This window comes from Ruegeria sp. BC3 (assembly GCF_056539265.1).
On the sequence record NZ_JBQFUP010000004.1, the window covers coordinates 407,271 to 428,905 of the forward strand.

Sequence of the window (21,635 nt, forward strand, 5' to 3'; positions counted from 1 at the left end):
GGAGGACAGACAGAGTGAGCATTCCGCGGCTTCTGGTGGTGGATGACGACCCGGACATGCGGTCGATGATGACTCAACTGATGCAAAAGAACGGGTTCATCGCCCTGCCCGCCAGCACTGAGCGAGAAATCCGCGCGCATCTGTCCAACGGTCGGATCGACCTGATCCTGTTGGACGTCATGCTGGGGGATGAAAACGGCATCGACATTTGCGCCCGTTTGCGGCGGGAACAGGATGTGCCGATCATACTTGTCTCAGCCCTGTCCGCAGACCATCAGCGCATGGCCGGATACGAGGTGGGTGCCGACGACTACATCGCCAAGCCGTTCAACCCGCAACTGATGCTGGCCCGTATTCGCGCGGTCATGCAGCGCGCGCGGCGGTCGTCGTCGCTGGCCTATCGCCGCCGAACCCGAACCTTCCGTTTTGACGGTTGGATCTATGACGGCAAGCGCGACGACCTGCATTCTCCCGAAGGCTATCTGGTGTCGCTGTCCCAAAGGGAAACCGCCCTGCTCAAGGTGTTACTGGCCAACCCGCATATCCCGCTGACCCGGGATGAGATCGTCGCGGCGCTGGATGTGACCGGCGACAGCGACAAGTCCGAAGCTCAGGGGCGCGCCATCGACATGCTGGTCGGCCGCCTGCGGTCCAAGATCGAGGCCAACCCAAAAGATCCGCAAATGCTGCGCACGGAACGTGGGGTCGGCTACATCTTTGCTGCCGACATCTCGGTCGAAGAATGACCCTGCGACTGCGCAATCTGGGATGGCTGTGGGCGCTGTCGGCTTTTGCCGCAGGGCTTGTTTCGGCTGGGCTGTGGTTCGCATCCGCGCGTGCTTGGAATGATTACCTGCTGCAATCCTTCGTTGCCGGTTTCACGGTGTACGAAGAACTGCGCACTGGCATGGCCCCGTCCGAGGGGCTTTCAATTACCCCCTTGTCACCGCAGGACGCAGCGCTGGCCGAAAATGGCGAGTTTCAGCGCTTGCCCGGCTTCTCTGACCGCCGATTTGTTACAAACCTGTCGATCCTGACGGACAGTTCCTCGCCGCTTAGCGGGCGCGAACTGACCGTCGCGATCCTGTCCGACCGTTTGATTTATCCGGTATCGGACATCGTCTCCGGTATTGATCAAACCGGCCCCGAGAAGATGGGTAACCTGACCCGATTGCTGGCAACCTATTGCAGCGAGCCGATCCTGATTGCGAAATTTGGTCGGGAGGCCTGGTATCAGGTTGATGGAACGCGAATTTGGGGCTGTCAGTCCGCACCTATGGACCTACGCCTGCCCGCCATTCTGTTGGGGATCGTTGCGCTTGCGGTCATTCTGTCCTCGGTCAGCAATGTGTCGGACACCTTCACCCGGTTCGCGCATGCCCTACGCCAGCGGCAGCGTTTGGGCGGACCAGAAAGCTATGAGGCTGATGGCCCGGATGAATTGCGCGATATCGTATCGGCAGTAAATGCTCATCTCGAGGCCGAGCGCGCTCAGTTGGAAAAGCGGGCAACCGTCTTGTCTGGCGTCAGCCACGATCTGGGCACACCCGCCACCCGCGTGCGCCTGCGGGCCGCACTGATAGCTGATGACGAACTGCGCGAAAAGCTTGAGGCCGACGTGGATCAGATGACCGGCATGATCGAAGGCGTCCTGACCTACACGCGGTCTGAACTGAATGTCGAGGAACCACAACAGATTTCCCTGACCTCTCTCGTCGAGTCTCTGGTCGCCGACTATCAGGACATGGACCTACCCGTCACCCTGAAGCAGACCGATCCGGTCGCGGTCGAAGGGGCAACCTCGGTTTTCATGTCCAAACGCGGCGTTGGGCAATTGACCGAAACCCGCCGTGTGCTGGTCATGGGACGGCCGATCTCTCTCCGGCGTGCTCTGACGAACCTGATCGACAATGCCTTGAAATATGGGCGGCACGCTGAGGTCCAGTTGGAAACCGATGCGACCACAGCCACCATCACTGTCGAGGACAAGGGCACCGACCTCTCCGTCTCGGATATTGAGAACCTGATGGCCCCATTTCGGCGGGGATCCAACACCGGATCATCGGACGGCTTTGGCCTGGGTCTGACCATCGCCGCAACTGTGGCCGAACAACATGGCGGCGCCATGCGGTTCGAAGCAGGCGAGCGCGGCCTGCGCGCCCGCCTACAGATCGCCCGGCAATAAAACCTAGGTCGTGTAGCTGCGAACCAAAGCGCTGGCGATCAAAGACCAACCATCGGCAATGACGAAAAATGCCAGCTTGAACGGCAGAGAGACTGTGGCAGGCGGCACCATCATCATACCCATCGACATCAAGACCGCGGCGACCACAAGGTCGATGATCAGAAAGGGCAAGAACACTAAAAATCCGATCTGAAAGGCGCGGGCAATTTCCGACAGCATGAAGGACGGCATCAAGATTGACAGCGGCGCATTCGGCGACAGAGGAATAGCACCCCCTTCGGGACGCAAGGCGGCCATGGTGTGAAACGTATCTGCGTCCAGTCGCGCCGCCATAAAGGCTCTGAATGGCTGCAAGGCGCGTTCCAGCGCGGGCTCAACCTCCATCGTTTCATTGACCATTGGTCGAATGCCGGCTGTCCAGGCCTCGGTAAAGACCGGGTCCATGATGAAATAGGTCAGGAACAAAGCCAAGCTGACGATAAGCATGTTTGGCGGAGACTGCTGCAAGCCAATCCCCTGCCGCAGGATCGCCAAAACGGTGATCAAAAACGGAAAGCAGGTGATCATGATCGCGAGCCCCGGCGCGAGGCTCAGCACCGTAATCAACAGGATCAGCTGAATGGTACGCGCCGAGATCGAACCGCCCTCGCCCAGCGAGACCGATAACTCTTGTGCCGTGGCCAGCGACGGAGTCAACGCCACAAGCGCGACCACCAGCAACAGTAGCCGGAGCATCAGCCGATCCCGTTTTGAAGGTCCGCGATTTCGGTCAGGCGCACAGCCAGTTGACCCGCCTGCTCGCCCTCCATCTCTTCCAGCAGGCCGCGCGCAACCAGCTGGTCGCCGACATACAGGTCAACCGGGTCTTCGATCCGTTTATCCAGCGTCAGAACCGCGTTTTCGCCCATGTTCAGCAGATCGCGGATCAGCGGGCGCGCACGGCCCACCGACACGGTGACTTCGATCGGAACGGCCTCAAACGGGTTGGATTTTTCGGTTTTCGGGGTCTGCGGGTCACTCATGGCTTACTGCCTCTTTTGCTTGAAATACATACGCCTGAAAGGCTTGATCGACCGCAGCCAGCAACCCGCTGCAATCCACTTCGCGCTGGGAAATCCCCACCTTCAGTCGCGCTTGCCCAGGGTCGAGCGAGGGGTCTTCGACAACCTGTACCGGCGCAGAGATCGCCTCGGGGATCATCCCCTCCACCTCAGCCGCGCACCCTTCGGGTACGAAAACCTGCATCGGCTGCCCGATCTGAGTGCGAGCCATGTCAGTAAGCTGTTCAGTCAACCGGGCTGCGAACCCTCGATCCAGCGTTTCGGGCAAAACCACTTTTGTTAGGCTCTGAAACATGGGTTCAAGGGACTGGGCCATCCGGTGAACAGCCTCGTGATATGTGAAAGAAAAATCCTCAAGCGACTTGGCCAGATCGGCCGAGATCTGCCCCCTGCTGCTCTCTTGGGCTTGGGTCGCATCCTCCCAGCCTGCGCTATAGCCCTGTTCGAAGGAAGCCAGCCGCTGTTCTTCCAGAGCATCTTCGTCCAGAACATGCAACTGACCACCATTGGCCTGCAGGGTGAAATCCTCAAGAAGATGGGCAATCGACATCACACACGCTCCTCACCTTCTTCCAACCAGCTGCGCAGAATCTCGACCGTTTCCTCCTGCTTGTCGCCTATCATCGCGCGCAGCCGATCCACCGGGTCCGCCCCAGCGTCCGTCGCCAAGGCAGGTACGTTCCCGGCGGGTGCCTTTCCGGGTAAGGCAGCAAACTGCCCGCTATCTTCGGTTGCGATCTCTCCGGTCAGGATGGCGTCTGGTTCGGTGGTTCCACCCGCTGCCAACAGGGCCGGGGCCGTCGCCGATTGGGTCAGTATGGGGCGAATGACAAACAGGCCAAGCACCAGAGATACAAGCGCCAGAACCGCCATCTGGATCAGCGACATCGCATGGAAATGCATCTTCTGCCACTGCGACGTCGTCGCCAGAGTCCCCTGAGGCTCGACCGCTGGCAGGTCCAACGATTTCAGCGTGATCACGTCGCCGCGCTCTGCATCGAATCCAACGGCAGAAGCGACCAGTTCTTGCAAAGCATCCAGTTCCGCCTGGGGCATCGGGGCAAAGGTTTCCACTCCATCCGCCCCGACCGACCGGGTTCCGTTCACCAACACTGCAACGGTCAGTCGTTTGATCGCACCAGGGACATTATGAACTTCAAGTTCAGTTTCCGAGACCTCATAGTTGATCCGCTCGCGCGTCTGCGTCGCATTCGAATTGGACTCGTCTCCGCCAGCGCCATCGCCGTCCGGCAGGTTCGACGCGACGGTGACATCCCCCGACTGGTTTCGCGCGCTGTCAGAACGCTCTTCAACGTCGGTGCTGATGGCAACGCGGCTATTGGGATCAAAGCGCCGTTCGCGGATCGATTCGGTCTTTGTGACCGTATCGACGCTCACTTCGACCACTGCATTTCCGGTGCCCACACGTGCTTCGACCAAACGTAGAACCCGTTCCCGCAATTGGCGGGATTTATCATCTGCGGCATCTGCGGCCACTGGATTGTCCTGCGCCCCGATCACCGCGCCATTCGAATCGATTACGGTGACGTTTTCGGGCGACAGGCCGCTGACAGCCGATGAAACCAGGAACCGGATCGCCTTGGCCTGATCTGACGTGACGTCCGCGCCGGACGCGACCAGATAAACCGAGGCGGTTGGAGCCACGCTGCGTTGGAACGGATTCGACGATCCGTTGGCAATATGCACACGGGCCTGGCTGACATGAGGGCTGCCGACAATGGTCCGGGCCAGCTCACCTTCTTTGGCCCGCCAATACGCGGCGTCGAACATCTGTGACGTGGTACCGAAACCGCTAAGTGAGTCCAGCAGTTCATACCCTCTGTTTCCATTGGCGGGCAGGCCTTCGCTGGCCAGAGTCATACGCAGCTCATCCCGCTGCGCGCCGGGTACATAGATCGAGCCGCCGCGAATCTCGTACTGCACGCCGCGCTGATCCAGCGAGCGAACGATGTCACCCGCCGCACCGCTTTCCAGCCCAGCATAAAGCAGGGTCATAGACGGCGCGGTCACCAGCCGTGACATCGCGAGTATCCCCAGGAAAACCAGCACTCCTGCACCGGCGACGATGATTTGTTTACGCCTGTCCAAATTTGCCCAGACAGTTCCGATCTGCTGCACGCTCACCTCCGACTCGCCGACATTCTGCCCGGCGCATCCCTTGTTTGGACGATTGCCCTTAACAATCGGTTAGTTCCTGTCGGGTTATGACGAATGCAGATTGTAGGAATGAGGACGTCATGACCGACGCGACTGCAGAACAGGCAGAAGTCCCGGAAGAATCCGGGAAAAAGGGATTGATCATAGGGGTGATTCTGGCGATTGCCGGTGCGGCGGGCGGGTATTTCCTGACCACGTCAGGCCTGTTGCCGATTGGCGGCAAACCCACCGCGCAAGAGGCCGAAGACAAGGGCAGTGACAAACCCGCCAAAGCGCTCCCAAAGGTCGGCTTTGTCGATCTCGCCCCTGTGATTGTTTCTGTCGACACGGGGGATTCGCGGCATCTGAAGTTCCACGCCCAACTCGAAGTGAACGCGCAATACCAGGCGGACGTGGAAAAGATGAAACCGCGAATCATGGATGTGCTGAACGGCTATTTGCGCGCGATCGAGGTATCGGATCTTGAGGATTCTCTCGCGCTTGTCCGCATCCGCGGGCACCTGCTGCGGCGTATCGAAATCGTCGTCGGCGAAGGACGCGTGCGCGACATTCTCGTCATGGAATTCGTGCTGAATTAGGAGGCTAAATTGGAGCTGATTGCAGATATTTTTCTGGTCGCCGGTGCCTTGGGTGCGGGTCTTTATTGTTTCGTTCTGTCGCGGCGGTTGAAACGCTTTACCGACCTTGAAAAAGGCGTGGGCGGCGCGGTGGCGGTTCTGTCTTCTCAGGCCGAGGAGTTGAAGAAGTCGCTTGATGCCGCTCGGGACGCCTCGGACCAGTCCGGCGCAACGCTGGATGCGCTGACGGAACGCGCTGAATCCGTGGCTCAGCGGCTTGAGCTCATGATGGCTTCCATGCACGACGTCGTGCCGCAAGACGAAGCAGTCGCCGAGGTTTCGGCAGAACCAGAGCCGACACCCGAGGTTGCAGAAGATCTCCCCCAGACCAGCGCCGAGCCCAAGGTGGAAGATGAACCTGCAGCCGAACCGCAGTCAAAGAAACCCGGTGGTTTGATGTTCCTGCGCCACAACCGCAGCGAGGCCTCGGCATGACGCGAAAGTCAGCGGACAATCGCCCCAAAAGCGGCGTTCTTGCGGTGATCGCGATGCTGATGATCGGTTCAGCGGCGATCCGAGTCGGGTTCGAGGCCGGACCGGCTTTGGCCAAAACCGCAGAACCCGCCAGTAGCCAACCCCAGCTGCCCGGTGCACAGGAACTGCTTACAGAGTTGCTGCGCCGCGAAGACGCCCTCAAAAAGCGAGAAGCAGCTTTGGTGGACAAGGAAAAGGCGCTGGATATTGCGGATCAGGCCATCGAAACACGATTGGCCGCGCTGCAAGAGGCGGAAGAGTCCTTACGGCAAACACTAGCCTTTGCAGAAAAGGCCGCTGAAACCGATCTGACGCGCCTGACCGACGTGTATCAGAGCATGAAGCCAAAAGACGCTGCTGCCCTTTTTGAAACCATGGACCCCGGATTTGCGGCCGGCTTTCTGTCCCGCATGCCGCCCGATGCAGCTGCTGGTGTCCTGGCCGGGCTCAGCCCCGAAGCTGCCTATACCATCAGCGTCATCATGGCAGGCCGCAACGCTGCGGCTCCCCAAGAATGACACGCATGTTTTTCATCCCCGCATCTGACATTGCAGGAGACCGCTCATGATCGGAATTATCGGAATCGTCGTCATTTTTGCCATGGTGTTTGGCGGCTATCTGGCCGCTGGCGGCAAGATGACGATCATTTTGAAATCGCTCCCGTTCGAGATGATGATGATTGGCGGGGCCGCTGTTGGTGCGTTTCTGATCAGCAATGACATGAGCGCGGTCAAACACACGCTCAAGGATATGGGCAAGGTCTTCAAAGGCCCGAAATGGAAACCGGAAGACTACCGCGACCTTCTATGCCTGCTGTTTTCGCTTATTCGCATCGCCAAGGCCAATCCGGTTGAGGTGGAACAGCATATCGAGGACCCCCAGAACTCGTCCCTATTCGCAGCCTACCCAAAGATTCAGGCCGATAAAGAAGCGGTCGATCTGATTTGCGACACGATGCGGTCCGCGTCGATGAATTACGACGACCCGCATCAGGTGGAAGAAGTTCTGGAAAAGCGGATGGAGGCCAACTTTCATCACGCGATGCATTCCAGTCACGCGCTGCAAACCGTAGCAGACGGTCTGCCTGCGCTTGGCATCGTGGCCGCAGTTCTGGGTGTCATCAAGACGATGGGGTCTATTGACCAGCCGCCGGAAGTGCTGGGCAAACTGATCGGCGGTGCTTTGGTCGGGACGTTCCTAGGCGTTTTCCTGGCCTACGGTCTGGTTGGTCCCTTCGCGGGCAAGCTGAAAGTTGTGGTTGAGGAAGACAACCATTTCTACCAATTGATCAAAGAGGTCCTGGTCGCCAATTTGCACAACCACAACGCCGCCATGTGTATCGAAGTTGGCCGCCAGAACACGCCAACACATAACCGACCCGGTTTCTCCGAGCTTGAAGAGGCGCTGAAAGAACTCAAGCAGGCGGCCGCATGATACGCGCCATCTTACTTGCAGGAGCGCTCAGCGTGGCGGCGTCGCTTGCGCAGGCGCGGGATGTGACAGTGCGCTCGGGTGAACATGACGGCTACACCCGGCTGGTCTTTCAAATCCCGTCAGGCACAGAATGGGTTCTTTCGCGCAAAAAGAACGGTGCACGCCTTAGCGTTGAACTGGATGAGGTCAGTTTTGATACTGCATCCGTGTTTCAACGTTTGACGCAGGCTCGGCTGGCGACGATTTCGCAATCGGAACCCGGCGCCACTCTTGAGATGCAGTTCGGGTGCGACTGCGTTGCCTCAGCCTTTTTGTACAAAGAGACGATGATCGTGGTGGATATTGCGCCCGGCAAAGCGCTCCCTCCGCTCAGCGCAGATATTCCGCCGCCCGCCTTGCCGAAAGTCCAGAAGGAGAAAAACCCGCTGCTGGTGAAAAATTTGCAACAGCTGGAGTTGCCATTGCTGAACCTCAGTACACGGCGCTATGAGGATCAGCTGTCCAACCTTCTGTTGCGGGGTGCGGATCGGGAAATAGTGGATTTGCATCTAGCACCGGTCGGACCAAGGTCAAGCACGCCTCGCAGTGGGCCAGTCATCCCGTCAGACCTGAATGCCAACATCAATGTGACTTCTGTGCTGGACGGCCTGAACGAACTTTTGGGTCCCTCTCTACCGCAGCTTGAAAAGCGACCGCCCTGCATCTCAACCGCCGATCTTGGGTTTGCGACTTGGGCCGGAGCCGCCCCATTCCCGGAACAAGTTGCGTCACTGCGCAGTTCTCTATTTCAGGAATTTGATCGCATCGACACAAAGCAAGTTCTCAAACTGGCGAAATTGTATGCCTATTCCGGTTTTGGAGCAGAGGCGCTGCAGGCGCTGGACCTGCTGGAGAAACAGACCCCGGATGCGGATCGGATCGCCGCCATCTCGCGCTATCTGGACGGTACTTCTATGTCAGGACCGAACCCGTTCGCGGGCCTTCAACGCTGCGAAAGCGATGCGGCGATATGGGCGGTGTTGATCGAAGGCATGTTGGCGGAAGACGCCAAGTTGCAAGCGATCGAGCAGTCTTTTGTGCGGCTGCCGGATCATTTGCGTCGCCATATTGGGCCAACTCTGGCCGAGATTTTGGCGGATGCGGGTAAGCTGGAGGCCGCGCGGCGCGTGCTACGTTCGGTCGATCGTGTTGAAACCGACGCCAGCGCTGGCACGACCCAAGCCGAGGCCAAGGTCGCAGCCGCCGAAGGCGATGGCCCCAAGTCCGAAGCATTGTTGAGTAAGGTTATCGAAACCTCGGGCGCCGAGCTCAAAGCGCCATTGGCACTGGCCCGGCTTATCGAGAAGCGCTGGCTCGACCGTGGATCCGTTTCGCCAAAGGAGCTTGACCTTGCAGCGTCCTATGTCGTCGAATTTCGCCGAACTGACATCGGTGCCCAAATGTTGCAAACACAGATTGTCGCCCTGAGCCTGAGCAATGAGTTTGACCAGGCAATGGATCTGTTACAGGCGCAGGACGCCGCAGGATTTGGAGCACTGGACCGTGTCGCCCTAATTCTGACCGAGCGGGCCGACGACGCGACGTTCCTGCGTCGTGTTGTGACCCTGACGCCAAGGCAGCAACAAGCGCTATCAACGGATACCGCGCTGGCCGTAGCCGAAAGACTTGTCGCGCTCGGCTTTGCCAATGCCGCGTTGGAACTGGCCAGCCGACCGCAGGACAAGGCGCGGCGCTCCGGTCGGGCAAGAGTTAGAGCGCAGGCCGCCCTGCTGCAGCGTCGACCGCATCAGGCAATTCTGGAACTTTCAGATGACCCTTCAGACGCCGCGCAATCGCTAAGGGGACAAGCGATGCAGATGACAGAAGACTACGGAGCAACAGCCGATTTGTTCCGCGAGATTGGACAAGTCGAAGAAGCCGACCGGTATGTTTGGCTGGCAGATCGCCCAGACAGGTTGGATGAGGAGAGTGGATCAAAGTTCTCCGCCATTCACCAAACGACGCAGGTCCTTTCCGCGCCACCCAATCGCATACCCGAAAAGCCACTGGCCGACGCGCAGAGCTTGTTGGAGGACAGCGCACAAACGCGGGAACGAATTTTGGATCTACTGGCGAAGGTCACCCCATGACTGGCCCGATAGTCCCTGCGCCCTTGCTCGGCGTTTACGGATCGAACACCAAAGGCAACGCGTCAGAGATCTTGGAACCGGGTTTGGTCCAACCCAAGATGGCATCCCGGATCGCATCCGCACGCTCCTGTCCGATAACAGGCACAGCAAAGTCGGTATATTTTGCAATCACGTCCTCTTTGCTGAACGGGCCTTCGGGTCCGCCGCGCGCGTGAATGTCGCCGGAGGTCAAGTTGCGCCCATCGGTCGTTTCCAATGTGACCTCGGCCCATCGCCCCTTAGGGAAACGGGTACTGTGACGCGCATCTTCGCGAACGTGAATGCGAGGCAGCATAGCTGCCACAGTTGGATCCGACAGCCCGACGCCCGAGATATGTTCAACTCCGATCCGGCCGTAGATCGCTTGAACCGCCACCGCAAAAGGCAGCGAATACTGTGCCTGAGATGTCGTTTCAGGCATCCCGCCGTAAAGACAGGCGGCTTCGTGAAAGCTGTTGATATGTAGGGATTTGATCTGTTCATGGGTCAGGTCATGCTCGATCATCACCGCACGCACACCGTCGATTGCCGCATGCGCCCAACGGCATATTGGGTAGGGTTTCACATATTGATGCTCGACCTGCCAGAATTGGCCAAGATCGGCCCAGAACACGGCGACATCGTCAGCTTCAATGGTGATTGCTGGTGCTCCGGTGAACCCACGTTCGGCCAAAATCGCCGAGGAGATACCGACCATAGCGCCCCAGCCTGATCCGTCATGCAACATGGTCGGGTTCGCGATTTCGCGCATCATTTGGCTGCGTGGGCCGTGATATTCGGCGATCCCCAACGCTTGGCGAAATTGCTCCGCCGAATGCCCACGCAAACGCGCGGCCAAGGCCACCACGCCCAGTGCATTCCACGCTCCGGACGTGTGATAATCGCTGACCGACGCATGCAGCGACATGCCCGCGCGTCCCGCGACCTCATAACCGGTAATCACGGCCGCCAGAGCCTCAGGGCCAGATACCTCTGGGCAGTGCGCGCCCAGCGCGATCAGTGCCGGCAGCACAACAACGCCGATATGACCCTTGGTGGGGTTGTAACCGTCATGTCCATCCAGATTGTCGGTCTGGGTCGCGGCCGCATAGGCCGCCCCTGCCATACTGACAGGCCGGCCATCGAACATCATCGGAACGCTGTGACCTGCGTCAGAACTGGCGTAAAGCAGGGCCGCCGTATCGCGAGCAATCACGCCGGCTTCCATCGGGCCGGAGGCGATGAGGATGCCCATTGTGTCCAGCATCATCAGGGCTGCAGCTTCTTTGGCGCTGTCTGGCATCATGTCCGCAGGACAGTTCAGAGCGAACTCAGCGACGCGCTCGAAAGTTCCGCTCATTTTGCTGGTTCCATTACCTTCGGCTGAACATCGCGCAGCCGATGTCCTGATGGGTCAAAAGGTGGCTCGAACAAAATTTGGGCTTTGTGCGGTCTGCCGAGGATGAAAATTTCGACTGTATCCCCGGGCCGAGCAACAGCCGGGTTGGCATAGCCGATAGCAAGCGACTTGCCGACCGAATAGCCATAGGCGCCTGACGTCACGCGACCCACCGGCGTGCCATCGGGGGTAAAGATCGGTTCGCCTCCCGTTGCGTCGGCATCCGTCACCTCGACCTCAAAGATCGACAAAACCTCGCGCGTGGGGTTGTCCTTGACCTTCAGATAAGCGTCCTTGTGCAGGAAATCCTTGTCCAGCTTGATCAGCCCCGCCAGTCCGACTTCCTGTGGCCAATATTCCTGCGAATACTCGCGGCCCCATGAACCATACCCTTTTTCGATGCGCAGAGAACCAAGGGCGCGACCACCCACCGGGCCGCCGTCCAATGCGCCCGCGGCGTCCAAAAGTGCTGTATAGAGTCTGATTTGATCCTCTTCAGCGCAGTGCAGTTCCCAACCCAGATCGCCGGTAAAGCTGACGCGGATGGCCAGGCAGGTCACACCTGCGACTTCAATTGTCTGAGAGCGCATAAAGCGGAACGCTTCGTTCGACAGATCCGAATTGGTCAGGCGCTGCAACAGATCGCGCGCCTTGGGGCCAGCCACGTTGAATCCGGCGATGCGGTCTGTTGCCACTTCGAACGTCGTGTTTTCGGGCAGATCGATCATGTTGAAGAACCGCTGATGATAGCGCTCGGCCATGCCAGAGCCGATCATCATGTATTCGTCTTCGGCCACCTTGGTGATGGTGAAATCGCCAGCGACACCGCCACGAACCGAAATCAGCGGGGTCAGGCAGGACCGTCCGACCTCGGTCGGTACGCGGTTGGCGACCAACTGGTCCAGCCAATCATGTGCACCCAGCCCCTTGATGACGTAGTTGGCAAAGTTCGAGATATCGATCACGCCTACGCTTTCGCGCAGCATCTTCACCTCACGGCCCACGGGCTCCCACCAGTTCTGGCGAGTGAAGCCGATTGTCTCTTCCGTACCCGGCTGATCAGCAAACCACAGCGGGTGTTCCCAACCGCAGTTCAAGCCGAAGACGCAGCCCATGTCCTTTTGCATCTGGTACGCGGGGCGCACGCGGGCCGGACGGCCTGCGCTGCGTTCTTCGTTGGGGAAATGGATGGCAAATCGGTGGGTATACTGATCCTCGACCCGCGCCTTGGTGAACGCCTTGTCCGCCCAGTCGCCAAACCGGGCCAGATCCCAGGCGAACATGTCGTATTGCGGCTCGCCCTCGATCATCCATTGCGCCGCCAGCAGACCAAGACCACCCGATTGCGAGAAGCCGGGAATCAGGCCCCCACAGAGAAAATAGTTCTTCAGCTCGGGCACCGGACCCCAAAGCGCGCTGGAATCGGGCGACCAGATCATCGGCCCGTTGATCACCCGTTTGACCCCAGCGGTGGCTGCAACCGGCACACGTTCGGTGGCGCGGATTACGTTTTCCATGATCCGGTCCAGATCGTCGGGGAACAGATCATGAGCAAAATCCAGCGGCGTGCCGTCTTCGGCCCAGAACTTCATATCCTTCTCATAGGCCCCGATCAGCAACCCGTTGCCTTCCTGTCGGAAGTAGTATTCGCCATCCCGATCCGCGATTGAGGGCAGACGGCGGCCCAGATTGGCAACTTCATCTATGGATTCGGTGACGAAGTACTGATGCTCGGTAGGCTGCAGGGGCAGTGTCAGACCCGCCAACGCCGCCACTTCGCGGCCCCAAAGCCCAGCGGCGTTCACGACCCACTGTGTATGGATGTCGCCCTTTTCAGTGCGCACGATCCACGACCCGTCCGGCTGCTGATCAGTCCCTAATACGGGGCAAAACCGCTCAATCGTCGCGCCCATGGCCCGCGCCCCCGCGGCGTAGGCATGCGGCACGCCTGAGGGATCGACGTTGCCGCCGTCGGGTTCGTACATGATGCAGCGGATATCGTCGAACTGCGCCAGAGGGTGCAGCTCTTTTGCTTGCTCGCGGCTGACTTCGTGGAAGTTCAGCCCATAAAACCGCGCCTTGGCTTCCTGAAGACGCAGCTGATGCTCGCGCTCTTCGGTTTGGGCCAGATACAGCGAACCGGGCTGAAATACGCCACAGCTTTGGCCGGTTTCCTGCTCCAACTCTTTATACAGGTTCATCGTATAATGCTGGATGCGGGTGATGTTGTTGTTGTCGTGAAGGCCGTGAATATTGGCTGCTGCGTGCCAAGTCGAACCTGACGTCAGCTCATCCCGTTCCAGCAGGACAACATCCCGCCAGCCCAGCTTGGCCAGATGGTAAAGTATCGAACAACCTGCCAAGCCTCCGCCAATCACTACGGCCTGTGCGTGCGTTTTCATGAGCGTGATCTCCTGCCGACGGCACCGCAATCGGCACCCTTTGACAGGAGTCAGCCACAGGTCGCGGGCAGCTTATGCTCTGTTCCCGACGCGAAATGTCGGGAACAGAACCAAGATAGCCGGTTTTGATCAGTAGGGCGCCTCGACATCGTTCATCGAGACGTAGACCGTCTTCATTTCACTGAAGTGATTGATTGCCAGTTTCGAGTTCTCGCGCCCGACGCCCGACATCTTGGATCCACCAAACGGCGCTTCGACCGGGGCCAGGTTGTAGGTGTTGATGTAGCAAGTACCCGCCTCGAATCCGGCGACAATGCGGTGGGCGCGGGTCAGGTCGTTGGTAAAGACACCAGCAGCCAACCCGAACTCGGTATCGTTGGCACGGGCCAAAACCTCTTGTTCAGTGTCGAAATCGAGGACAGACATGACCGGACCAAAGATCTCTTCGCGGGCGATGGACATATCGTCGGTCACATCTGCAAAGACCGTGGGCTGCATGTAAAAGCCGTCGGCTTCGATCCGATTGCCACCATAGACCAGTCGCGCACCTTCCTCCTTGCCCTTTTCGACGTAGCTCAGCGCAATATCCAGCTGATTTTCACTGACCATCGGTCCAAAATTGACGTTTTCGTCCAAAGGGTCACCAATTATTGCGTTTCCCAGCCGTTCGGAAAGACGCTTGAGGAAGGCCTCTTTGATCCCTTTTTGCACAAAAACGCGGGTTCCGTTCGAACAGACCTGACCCGAGGAATAGAAATTGCCCAGAATCGCGCCCGATACGGCGTTTTCGATGTCTGCGTCATCAAAGACGATCATCGGGGATTTTCCGCCCAACTCCATTGTCACGTGCTTCATGCCATCGGCGGCGGCGGCATAGACCTTGCGGCCGGTCGGCACCGATCCGGTCAAGGACACCTTGTCCACGCGAGGATCGGTCACAAGCGATGCTCCGACATCGCCATAGCCTTGGACCACGTTATAAACGCCCTTGGGCGCACCCGCCTCGATCAGGATCTCAGCCACCTGCAAGGCCGACAGCGGCGTGGTTTCGGACGGTTTAAAGACCATCGTATTGCCGCAAGCCAAGGCGGGAGCGCCTTTCCAGCACGCGATCTGGGTCGGATAGTTCCATGCGCCGATGCCCACACAGACACCCAGCGCCTCGCGGATGGTATATACAAAGTCTCCACCACCCAGCGGGATGTGTTCCCCCGTCAGCGATGCGGCCAGCCCACCGAAATACTCCAGCGCATCCGCACCCGAAGTGGCGTCCGCCACAAGAGTTTCCTGCAAGGGTTTACCGGTGTCATGTGTTTCCAGGATCGACAACTCGCGGTTACGTTCGCGCATGATGTCTGCGGCCCTGCGGAGGATACGGCCACGCTCGGTCCCTGTCAGCGCAGCCCACTCTGTCTGTGCCATTTTGGTGCTAGTTAGAGCCTGATTCACGATGTCGGACGTGGCGGAATGCAACCGCGCGATAACTTCACCCGTGGCGGGATAGATCACGTCTATGGGGGCACCATTGGTGTCTTCGACATATGCACCATTGATGAAATGGCTGGCCTTGGGCTGGAACTTCATGCCGGTTTCCTTCTCAGAAGTCTTTTCCCATCCGCTTATCTTTTATTGATTGACCAGTCAATAAAACCGCATCACGGCGGACTCCCGCTGATGTGAGGAGGCCTCCACTTGAAAAAAATAGTTAATGTTCCATCTATGTTCTTCATAGTCAGAGGAGCATTCCGATGTCTTACCAAGCCCGAGATGCGGCGCTGAATGGCCCGTCGAACGACTATCACCTGCTGCCCGTCACTGACCGGCAAATGCGTTATGCCCGCGCCATTGCGCAGCAGTCAGCCTTGGAAATACCGGTTGAGGCCCAGCGCGATCGCCGTTCAATGTCTGCCTGGATTTCCGCGCACAAGCCGGTCGATCCGTCCCCCTTCGCAAATTATCCAACGGGCAAGCAAGTCGCATTTGCCGAGCGGATATCCCGCACCAAGCGCCGCCCGATCCCGTCCGAGTGTTTTCGGGACAAGCAGGCGATGTCGCTGTGGATCGACCACAACAAATAGCCCTTTACCAGAGCCTATTTCTCGTGGTTGCGCGCATATAAGGCGACGGCCGCAGCCACGAACAAACCCAATAAGATATAGCCGGTCACAGCTTCGGATACCGCAAGACCGCGGCACAACCCTGTTGGGGACATGTCGCCATATCCAACCGTGGTGAACGTGACATATGAGAAGTACAGGATGTCGCCCGGTCCATTGGCCCCGATGACGCAGTTGTCGTGATAGCCGAACGCTCCATAAACGGCCGCAAACAGGAACGGCACGACCTGAATGAATGACACCCCCATCAGGAGCAGCAATCTGCGCGGAGAGGTGACCTGGGTCATATAGAACCAGGATTGCGACACGATCCAGATGAACAGAACAACTGACGCGAAGGTACCGATTGTGTCACCAGCTGTGGCCTCACTCAGCCGTGACAGGCCAAACCAAGCCAGAAAGCTGGCCAGCACCATTCCGGCGGCAGACAGAATGGTCGATTTCCATTCCGCCAGAGTTGTGGGTTTGCGGGACATTGCGCCTCCGATCCGCTGAATTGCTCCGGATCATCCGGCTTTCCGCGCGGTCTCGCAACCGGAATTGCGCGCCTGGTCAGTCGGCGCCCAAATGCTCTTCGCCACGTTTGCGCGACAGCAGGATCTGCTTATGACGCTCGCGGAAGCGCATCTTGTCCGCCTCAGAGGTTTCGTTGATGCAGTGATGGCAGCACACGCCATACTCGTATTCCGGGCGCTTCATATCCTCGGGCAGGATCGGGCGGCGGCACCCGTGGCACAGGTTATGCGGCCCCTCGACCAGCCCGTGCCCGACTGAAACACGGTTGTCGAACACAAAGCACTCGCCCTGCCATGTGCTTTCTTCGGCGGGCATTTCCTCAAGGTACCGCAGGATGCCGCCTTTCAGGTGGTACACATCCTCTACCCCCTGCCCCAGCAGGAAGTTCGTCGATTTCTCGCATCGGATGCCGCCGGTGCAGAACATGGCGACCCGCTTGTTGTGAAAACGGTCCTTGTTCTCTTCCCACCAGGCCGGGAATTCGCGGAAACTGGCCGTTTCAGGGTCTACTGCGCCCTCAAACGTACCAATCGCCACCTCATAGTCATTGCGTGTGTCGATCACCACAACATCGTCCGAGCGGATCAGATCATTCCAGTCCTCAGGCTCGACATAATTGCCCACGCGGGCGCGCGGGTCGATGTCGGGCTGACCCATGGTCACGATCTCTTTTTTCAGGCGCACCTTCATCTTGCCAAAAGGCGGATGATCCGCAGTCGCCTCTTTCCACTCAAGATCGGCACAGCCGGGCAGTGCCTTGATATGCGCCAGAACCGCGTCGATCCCGGCACGAGGGCCAGCGATGGTGCCATTGATACCTTCTTGCGCCAGTAGCAACGTGCCTTTGACCGATTGCGCACGGCAAAGATTCAACAGCGGGTCGCGCAAGGCAGCGTGATCCGGAAAACGGGTGAAGTGATAGAGAGCAGCGATCGTATACATGCGCGCGGTCTAAACCTGCTGGGACAGAGTCGCAAGGGACCGGATTGACGCCCCCCCCTTCAGCCGCCTACCGATAGGGTACTTTGAGGAGGCCCGCGATGACCCATGCCCTGATTGTAGTCGATGTTCAGAACGATTTCTGCCCCGGAGGTGCCCTGGCCGTGCCCGGAGGCAACGAAATCGTAGCCCCGATCAACGCCATGATGGAGGACTATGACGCGGTGATCCTGACCCAGGATTGGCACCCGGCAGGTCATTCCTCGTTTGCAAGCGAACATGACGGTAAAAACCCATACGACATGACCGATATGCATTATGGACCGCAGGTCTTGTGGCCTGATCATTGTGTACAAGGCACCGAGGGCGCGAGCTTTCACCCGGATTTGAAAACGCACGCTGATCTGGTCATTCGCAAAGGGTTCAGGCCCGGTATCGACAGCTACTCGGCGTTTTTTGAGAACGACCAAAAGACACCAACGGGCTTGGAAGGCTACCTGAAGTCCCGCGGCATCAACAAGCTGACCCTTGTGGGATTGGCCACGGATTTCTGCGTTCATTTCTCGGCTGTGGATGCGGCGCGTCTGGGATTTGATGTGACCGTTCGCATGGACGCGTGTCGGGCCATCGACCTGGACGGGTCACTGGCCGCGGCCGAAGAGGCGATGCGGTCTGCCGGTGTGAAACTGGTTTAAGGCGTACTGCCGGTTTCAGCGAGGTATCTGAGAACAGCAAACAAGATTACCGCCAATCCCAGCGCCACGCCAATACGTCCCGGCAAGGTGCGGCGTTCCGGTGTCGCAGGCGATTTGTATCGCGGGTTCGGTGTCCAATCGACCACCTTGCGCGGCTGACCATTGCGTGGCCTTGCGGTTTTGACCTCTGCCAGAAAACGGTGGAAATCAAACTCGCCGCAGTATTCGCCTTTGATGCCCATCTTACGGATGTTGTCGAACAGGGCGCGCAGGATACGCTCGCGTTCGGGTTCATCCCGAGGCGGATAAAAGCCATGCACCAGCTCGCTTTCGGTTGCGTCCAGATCGAATCCGGCATCCTGGAAAATCTTGCGGATTTTTGGAGAAGTCGCCCTGAGTGCATCGGCAGTTTTGACGTCGCGAAACTGAGCGCGCACAGTTTCTGCGCTCGCCGCATCTGCCTGCGCCGCATCAGGATCATCTTTCACTTGCTCAACAAAAACGATGTCAAAATCGTACTCAAGAACCATTCACTAAGTTAACCTCGTTCAACCATCCCTTTCTTTTCACTAAACGGTGAAAAGATCACACAATATGCTCGCAATGTGACCTGACCTTGTCATTGTTATCATTCTAGCGACTCTTGCCATTCCACGCACCGATTGATCTAACAACGGAAATCGCAGGAGTTCCCCATGGTCGATATTGCGACGCGTGTGTACAATCATAAATGGAAGATCGACCCGATTGTACGGTCTTTGATCGACACAGATTTCTACAAACTGCTGATGTGCCAGTCAGTGTTTCGAAATAAGCCCCAAACGGATGTCACTTTTTCCCTGATCAACCGGTCGAATCACATCCCTTTGGCCAAACTTATCGACGAAGGTGAGCTGCGCGAGCAGTTGGATCATATCCGATCGCTCAGCCTGAGCCGAGGGGAAAGTACGTGGCTGCGGGGCAATACGTTCTATGGCAAACGCCAGATGTTCCGCTCGGATTTCATGGAATGGTTCGAAAACCTGCGCTTGCCGCCGTATCACCTTGAACGCAAGGGCGATCAGTACGAACTGACGTTCGAAGGCAAATGGCATGAGGTCATGCTGTGGGAAATTCCTGCTCTGGCGGTCCTGATGGAACTACGCTCGCGTGCTGTCCTGAACGATATGCGCCGGTTCGAGCTGCAGGTTCTGTATGCCCGCGCCATGACCCGTGTCTGGGAGAAAATCGAACAACTGCGCAAAATCGACGGGTTGGGGATCGCGGATTTCGGCACCCGGCGACGGCATTCATTCCTGTGGCAGGATTGGTGCGTGCAAGCCATGATCGAAGGACTTGGCCCCGCGTTCAGCGGCACCTCGAACTGCCTGATCGCGATGCGACGCGAGGTCGAGGCAATTGGCACCAACGCGCATGAATTACCCATGGTCTATAGCGCCCTGGCCAAGGACGACGTGGAACTGGCGCAGGCCCCCTATGACGTGCTCAGCGACTGGCACGAGGAACATGACGGTAACTTGCGCATCATCCTGCCCGACACCTATGGCACGCAGGGCTTTCTGGATCGTGCGCCCGACTGGTTGGCCGGGTGGACCGGTATCCGCATCGACAGCGGCGATCCGGCGGCGGGTGCGGAAACCGCAATCAAATGGTGGCAGTCACGTGGCGAAGACCCGATGGAAAAGCGCGTGATTTTCTCGGATGGGCTGGACGTCGACAAGATCCGCGAACTACACACACAGTTTGCCCACCGGACCAAGGTTTCATTTGGCTGGGGAACACTACTGACCAACGATTTCCGCGGACTTGTGCCGAATGACGCGCTGGCACCCTTCTCGCTGGTCTGCAAAGCAGTATCCGCCAACGGACATCCGACTGTGAAACTGTCGGACAACCCGGAAAAGGCGATGGGCCCCAAAGATGAGATCGAGCGTTACAAACGCGTCTTTGGTGTCGGCGCGCAAGAAGCCATCGAGGTCATCGTTTAGACCCTAACCATGGAAAGCTGCGACGGTTTTGAGTTGTGAAAAGCCGTAAAGCGCCTCGAATCCCTTCTCGCGGCCGTGGCCGGACTTACCGACGCCGCCAAAGGGCAGTTCAACTCCGCCACCAGCGCCGTAATTGTTGATGAACACCTGCCCTGAGCGGAGTCGCTTTGCTAGTCGCATCTGTCGTGCCCCATCGCCGGTCCAGATGCTGGCGACCAGACCATAATCGGTGCTGTTGGCGATCTTCACTGCGTCTTCTTCGGTATCGAATGGGATCAGAACCTGAACTGGCCCAAAGATTTCATCCCTGGCCAGAACGTGATCTGGAGGGACATCTGCAAACAACGTCGGCAGAACGTAAGCCCCCTCAGACGGGGCGCCGTCCACGATGTGCCCTTGCCCGGCGACCGTTAAATCGCCACCCTTGGACAGAAAACCTGAGACGATGTCCTTTTGCCGGGCTGAAATCAAAGGACCGACGCGGAGGTCATCCTGCGCCGGACCAACAGTCAGCTCGTCATAGGCTGCAGCCATGCGCTGTTTGACCTGATCATACAGACCGCGTTGCACCAGAATGCGGGATGAGGCGGAACACGTCTGCCCGGCATTCTGAATCCCAGCGTTCACCAGAAACGGCAGGGCTGCGTCCAGATCGGCATCGTCAAAAACCAGCTGCGGTGACTTTCCCCCCAGCTCCAGCGTCACAGGCACTACGTTCCGCCCGGCCGCCTGTTGTACCAAGGCTCCGGTCGCGACTGACCCGGTGAACGAGATATGGTGCACGCCCGAATGATCCGACAACGCGGCTCCGGCCTCGGCCCCCAATCCGGGTACCACGTTCAGCGCCCCTGCGGGCAATCCGGCCTTTTGCGCCAAATGGGCAAAGGCGAGCGCTGTAAGACAGGCCTCTTCCGCGGGTTTCAGAACGCAGGCATTGCCCATCGCCAATGCAGCGCCAACCGAACGGCCAATGATCTGCATGGGATAGTTCCACGGCACGATATGGCCCGTGACACCATGCGGCTCGCGCAGCGTGTAAACAGTGTAGCCGTCCAGATACGGGATCGTCTCACCCATAACCTTGTCCGCTGCACCGCCGTAAAACTCACAATACCGCGCCAGAGCCACAGCATCCGCCCGCGCTTGCGTCAGGGGTTTGCCCACGTCCATTGCCTCAAGCTGGGCAAGGTCATCAACGCGTTCCAGAACCAGGTGCCCCAACCGGGTAAGGACTCGCCCGCGCTCCAACGCAGTTTTACGGCCCCAATCTCCGTCCAGCGCGGCTTGAGCCGCATGAACTGCGGCGTCCACATCCTGCGCATCGCCGCGGGCAATCTGGCAAATCTCGGACCCGTCCGAGGGGTTGATCAAAGGCAATGTCTTTTTTTGAGCAGGCGCAACCCAGCTGCCGCCAATCAGACAAAGGTTGGGATCAAACCATAGGGGGCTGGGCATATGACACTCCTGTTTTGGCTCTAACAAA

General features: G+C 58.5%; 21 protein-coding genes. 10 read left to right on the top strand and 11 right to left on the bottom strand.

Annotation, left to right across the window (positions count from 1 at the left end; all coding sequences use genetic code 11):
• Window positions 1-14: 14 nt before the first annotated feature.
• Together ACR0MV_RS13990 and ACR0MV_RS13995 are read left to right on the top strand one after the other, a co-directional pair.
• A complete protein-coding gene (locus ACR0MV_RS13990; protein WP_170425857.1) occupies window positions 15-746 on the top strand; it encodes a response regulator transcription factor in 732 nt (243 codons plus the stop codon).
• The gene (locus ACR0MV_RS13995; protein WP_170425859.1) at window positions 743-2,185 is read left to right on the top strand and encodes a sensor histidine kinase; all 1,443 of its coding nucleotides are present in this window, start codon (window positions 743-745) and stop codon (window positions 2,183-2,185) included. The genes ACR0MV_RS13990 and ACR0MV_RS13995 overlap by 4 nt, the downstream gene beginning before the upstream one ends.
• Window positions 2,186-2,188: 3 nt before the next feature.
• On the opposite strand, the gene fliP is transcribed toward ACR0MV_RS13995, so the two are convergent.
• The 4 genes from fliP to fliF are packed head-to-tail and all read right to left on the bottom strand — an operon-like array spanning window position 2,189 to window position 5,385.
• Window positions 2,189-2,920, bottom strand: coding sequence for a flagellar type III secretion system pore protein FliP (gene fliP / locus ACR0MV_RS14000; protein WP_170425861.1), 732 nt, complete (start codon window positions 2,918-2,920; stop codon window positions 2,189-2,191).
• Entirely contained in the window at window positions 2,920-3,207 is a 288-nt protein-coding gene (locus tag ACR0MV_RS14005) for a FliM/FliN family flagellar motor switch protein (RefSeq protein WP_170425863.1), read from the bottom strand. Before ACR0MV_RS14005 ends, fliP begins: the two co-directional genes overlap by 1 nt.
• Window positions 3,200-3,796, bottom strand: coding sequence for a FliH/SctL family protein (locus tag ACR0MV_RS14010; RefSeq protein WP_480702490.1), 597 nt, complete (start codon window positions 3,794-3,796; stop codon window positions 3,200-3,202). The genes ACR0MV_RS14005 and ACR0MV_RS14010 overlap by 8 nt, the downstream gene beginning before the upstream one ends.
• Window positions 3,796-5,385: a flagellar basal-body MS-ring/collar protein FliF gene (fliF, locus tag ACR0MV_RS14015; RefSeq protein ID WP_480702491.1), complete on the bottom strand. Its 1,590-nt coding sequence runs from the start codon at window positions 5,383-5,385 to the stop codon at window positions 3,796-3,798. Before fliF ends, ACR0MV_RS14010 begins: the two co-directional genes overlap by 1 nt.
• A 119-nt stretch (window positions 5,386-5,504) precedes the next feature.
• On the opposite strand from fliF, the gene ACR0MV_RS14020 reads away from it, so the two are divergent.
• The 5 genes from ACR0MV_RS14020 to ACR0MV_RS14040 are packed head-to-tail and all read left to right on the top strand — an operon-like array spanning window position 5,505 to window position 10,078.
• Window positions 5,505-6,002: a flagellar basal body-associated FliL family protein gene (locus tag ACR0MV_RS14020; protein WP_480702492.1), complete on the top strand. Its 498-nt coding sequence runs from the start codon at window positions 5,505-5,507 to the stop codon at window positions 6,000-6,002.
• A 9-nt stretch (window positions 6,003-6,011) separates the two neighbouring features.
• Window positions 6,012-6,476 carry a hypothetical protein gene (locus tag ACR0MV_RS14025; RefSeq protein WP_480702493.1) on the top strand — a complete coding sequence of 155 codons (465 nt, stop codon included), beginning with the start codon at window positions 6,012-6,014 and terminating at the stop codon, window positions 6,474-6,476.
• Complete coding sequence (locus tag ACR0MV_RS14030; protein WP_480702494.1) at window positions 6,473-7,033, top strand: MotE family protein; 561 nt, start codon at window positions 6,473-6,475, stop codon at window positions 7,031-7,033. The genes ACR0MV_RS14025 and ACR0MV_RS14030 overlap by 4 nt, the downstream gene beginning before the upstream one ends.
• 46 nt (window positions 7,034-7,079) lie before the next feature.
• On the top strand, window positions 7,080-7,949 hold the full coding sequence (gene motA / locus ACR0MV_RS14035; RefSeq protein WP_170425875.1) for a flagellar motor stator protein MotA: 870 nt from the start codon (window positions 7,080-7,082) through the stop codon (window positions 7,947-7,949).
• On the top strand, window positions 7,946-10,078 hold the full coding sequence (locus ACR0MV_RS14040) for a tetratricopeptide repeat protein (protein WP_170425877.1): 2,133 nt from the start codon (window positions 7,946-7,948) through the stop codon (window positions 10,076-10,078). The genes motA and ACR0MV_RS14040 overlap by 4 nt, the downstream gene beginning before the upstream one ends.
• Before the next feature lie 34 nt (window positions 10,079-10,112).
• Here the strand turns inward: ACR0MV_RS14040 and ACR0MV_RS14045 are convergent, their stop codons facing one another.
• The 3 genes from ACR0MV_RS14045 to betB all read right to left on the bottom strand — a co-directional run bounded on the left by ACR0MV_RS14045 (window position 10,113) and on the right by betB (window position 15,481).
• Window positions 10,113-11,456 carry an MmgE/PrpD family protein gene (locus tag ACR0MV_RS14045; protein WP_170425879.1) on the bottom strand — a complete coding sequence of 448 codons (1,344 nt, stop codon included), beginning with the start codon at window positions 11,454-11,456 and terminating at the stop codon, window positions 10,113-10,115.
• A complete protein-coding gene (locus tag ACR0MV_RS14050; RefSeq protein ID WP_170425880.1) occupies window positions 11,453-13,897 on the bottom strand; it encodes a GcvT family protein in 2,445 nt (814 codons plus the stop codon). The genes ACR0MV_RS14045 and ACR0MV_RS14050 overlap by 4 nt, the downstream gene beginning before the upstream one ends.
• 129 nt (window positions 13,898-14,026) lie before the next feature.
• Entirely contained in the window at window positions 14,027-15,481 is a 1,455-nt protein-coding gene (betB, locus tag ACR0MV_RS14055; RefSeq protein WP_480702495.1) for a betaine-aldehyde dehydrogenase, read from the bottom strand.
• 164 nt (window positions 15,482-15,645) lie between these two features.
• Between betB and ACR0MV_RS14060 the strand changes: the two genes are divergently transcribed.
• Window positions 15,646-15,975: a hypothetical protein gene (locus ACR0MV_RS14060; protein WP_170425884.1), complete on the top strand. Its 330-nt coding sequence runs from the start codon at window positions 15,646-15,648 to the stop codon at window positions 15,973-15,975.
• A gap of 14 nt (window positions 15,976-15,989) precedes the next feature.
• On the opposite strand, the gene ACR0MV_RS14065 is transcribed toward ACR0MV_RS14060, so the two are convergent.
• Entirely contained in the window at window positions 15,990-16,490 is a 501-nt protein-coding gene (locus ACR0MV_RS14065; protein ID WP_170425886.1) for a potassium channel family protein, read from the bottom strand.
• A 76-nt stretch (window positions 16,491-16,566) separates the two neighbouring features.
• On the bottom strand, window positions 16,567-17,472 hold the full coding sequence (trhO, locus tag ACR0MV_RS14070) for an oxygen-dependent tRNA uridine(34) hydroxylase TrhO (protein WP_480702496.1): 906 nt from the start codon (window positions 17,470-17,472) through the stop codon (window positions 16,567-16,569).
• A gap of 98 nt (window positions 17,473-17,570) precedes the next feature.
• Between trhO and pncA the strand changes: the two genes are divergently transcribed.
• On the top strand, window positions 17,571-18,164 hold the full coding sequence (pncA, locus tag ACR0MV_RS14075) for a bifunctional nicotinamidase/pyrazinamidase (RefSeq protein WP_480702497.1): 594 nt from the start codon (window positions 17,571-17,573) through the stop codon (window positions 18,162-18,164).
• Here the strand turns inward: pncA and ACR0MV_RS14080 are convergent.
• Window positions 18,161-18,694 (bottom strand): hypothetical protein, encoded by a 534-nt coding sequence (locus tag ACR0MV_RS14080; RefSeq protein WP_170425893.1) that lies wholly within the window; start codon window positions 18,692-18,694, stop codon window positions 18,161-18,163. The two genes, pncA and ACR0MV_RS14080, sit on opposite strands and share 4 nt — an antisense overlap.
• A gap of 165 nt (window positions 18,695-18,859) precedes the next feature.
• Here ACR0MV_RS14080 and pncB point away from each other — a divergent pair, with 165 nt between their 5' ends.
• Window positions 18,860-20,152, top strand: coding sequence for a nicotinate phosphoribosyltransferase (gene pncB / locus ACR0MV_RS14085; protein WP_480702498.1), 1,293 nt, complete (start codon window positions 18,860-18,862; stop codon window positions 20,150-20,152).
• Window positions 20,153-20,155: 3 nt separating this feature from the next.
• Here the strand turns inward: pncB and ACR0MV_RS14090 are convergent, their stop codons facing one another.
• Window positions 20,156-21,607, bottom strand: coding sequence for an aldehyde dehydrogenase family protein (locus ACR0MV_RS14090; RefSeq protein WP_480702499.1), 1,452 nt, complete (start codon window positions 21,605-21,607; stop codon window positions 20,156-20,158).
• Window positions 21,608-21,635 lie beyond the last annotated feature (28 nt).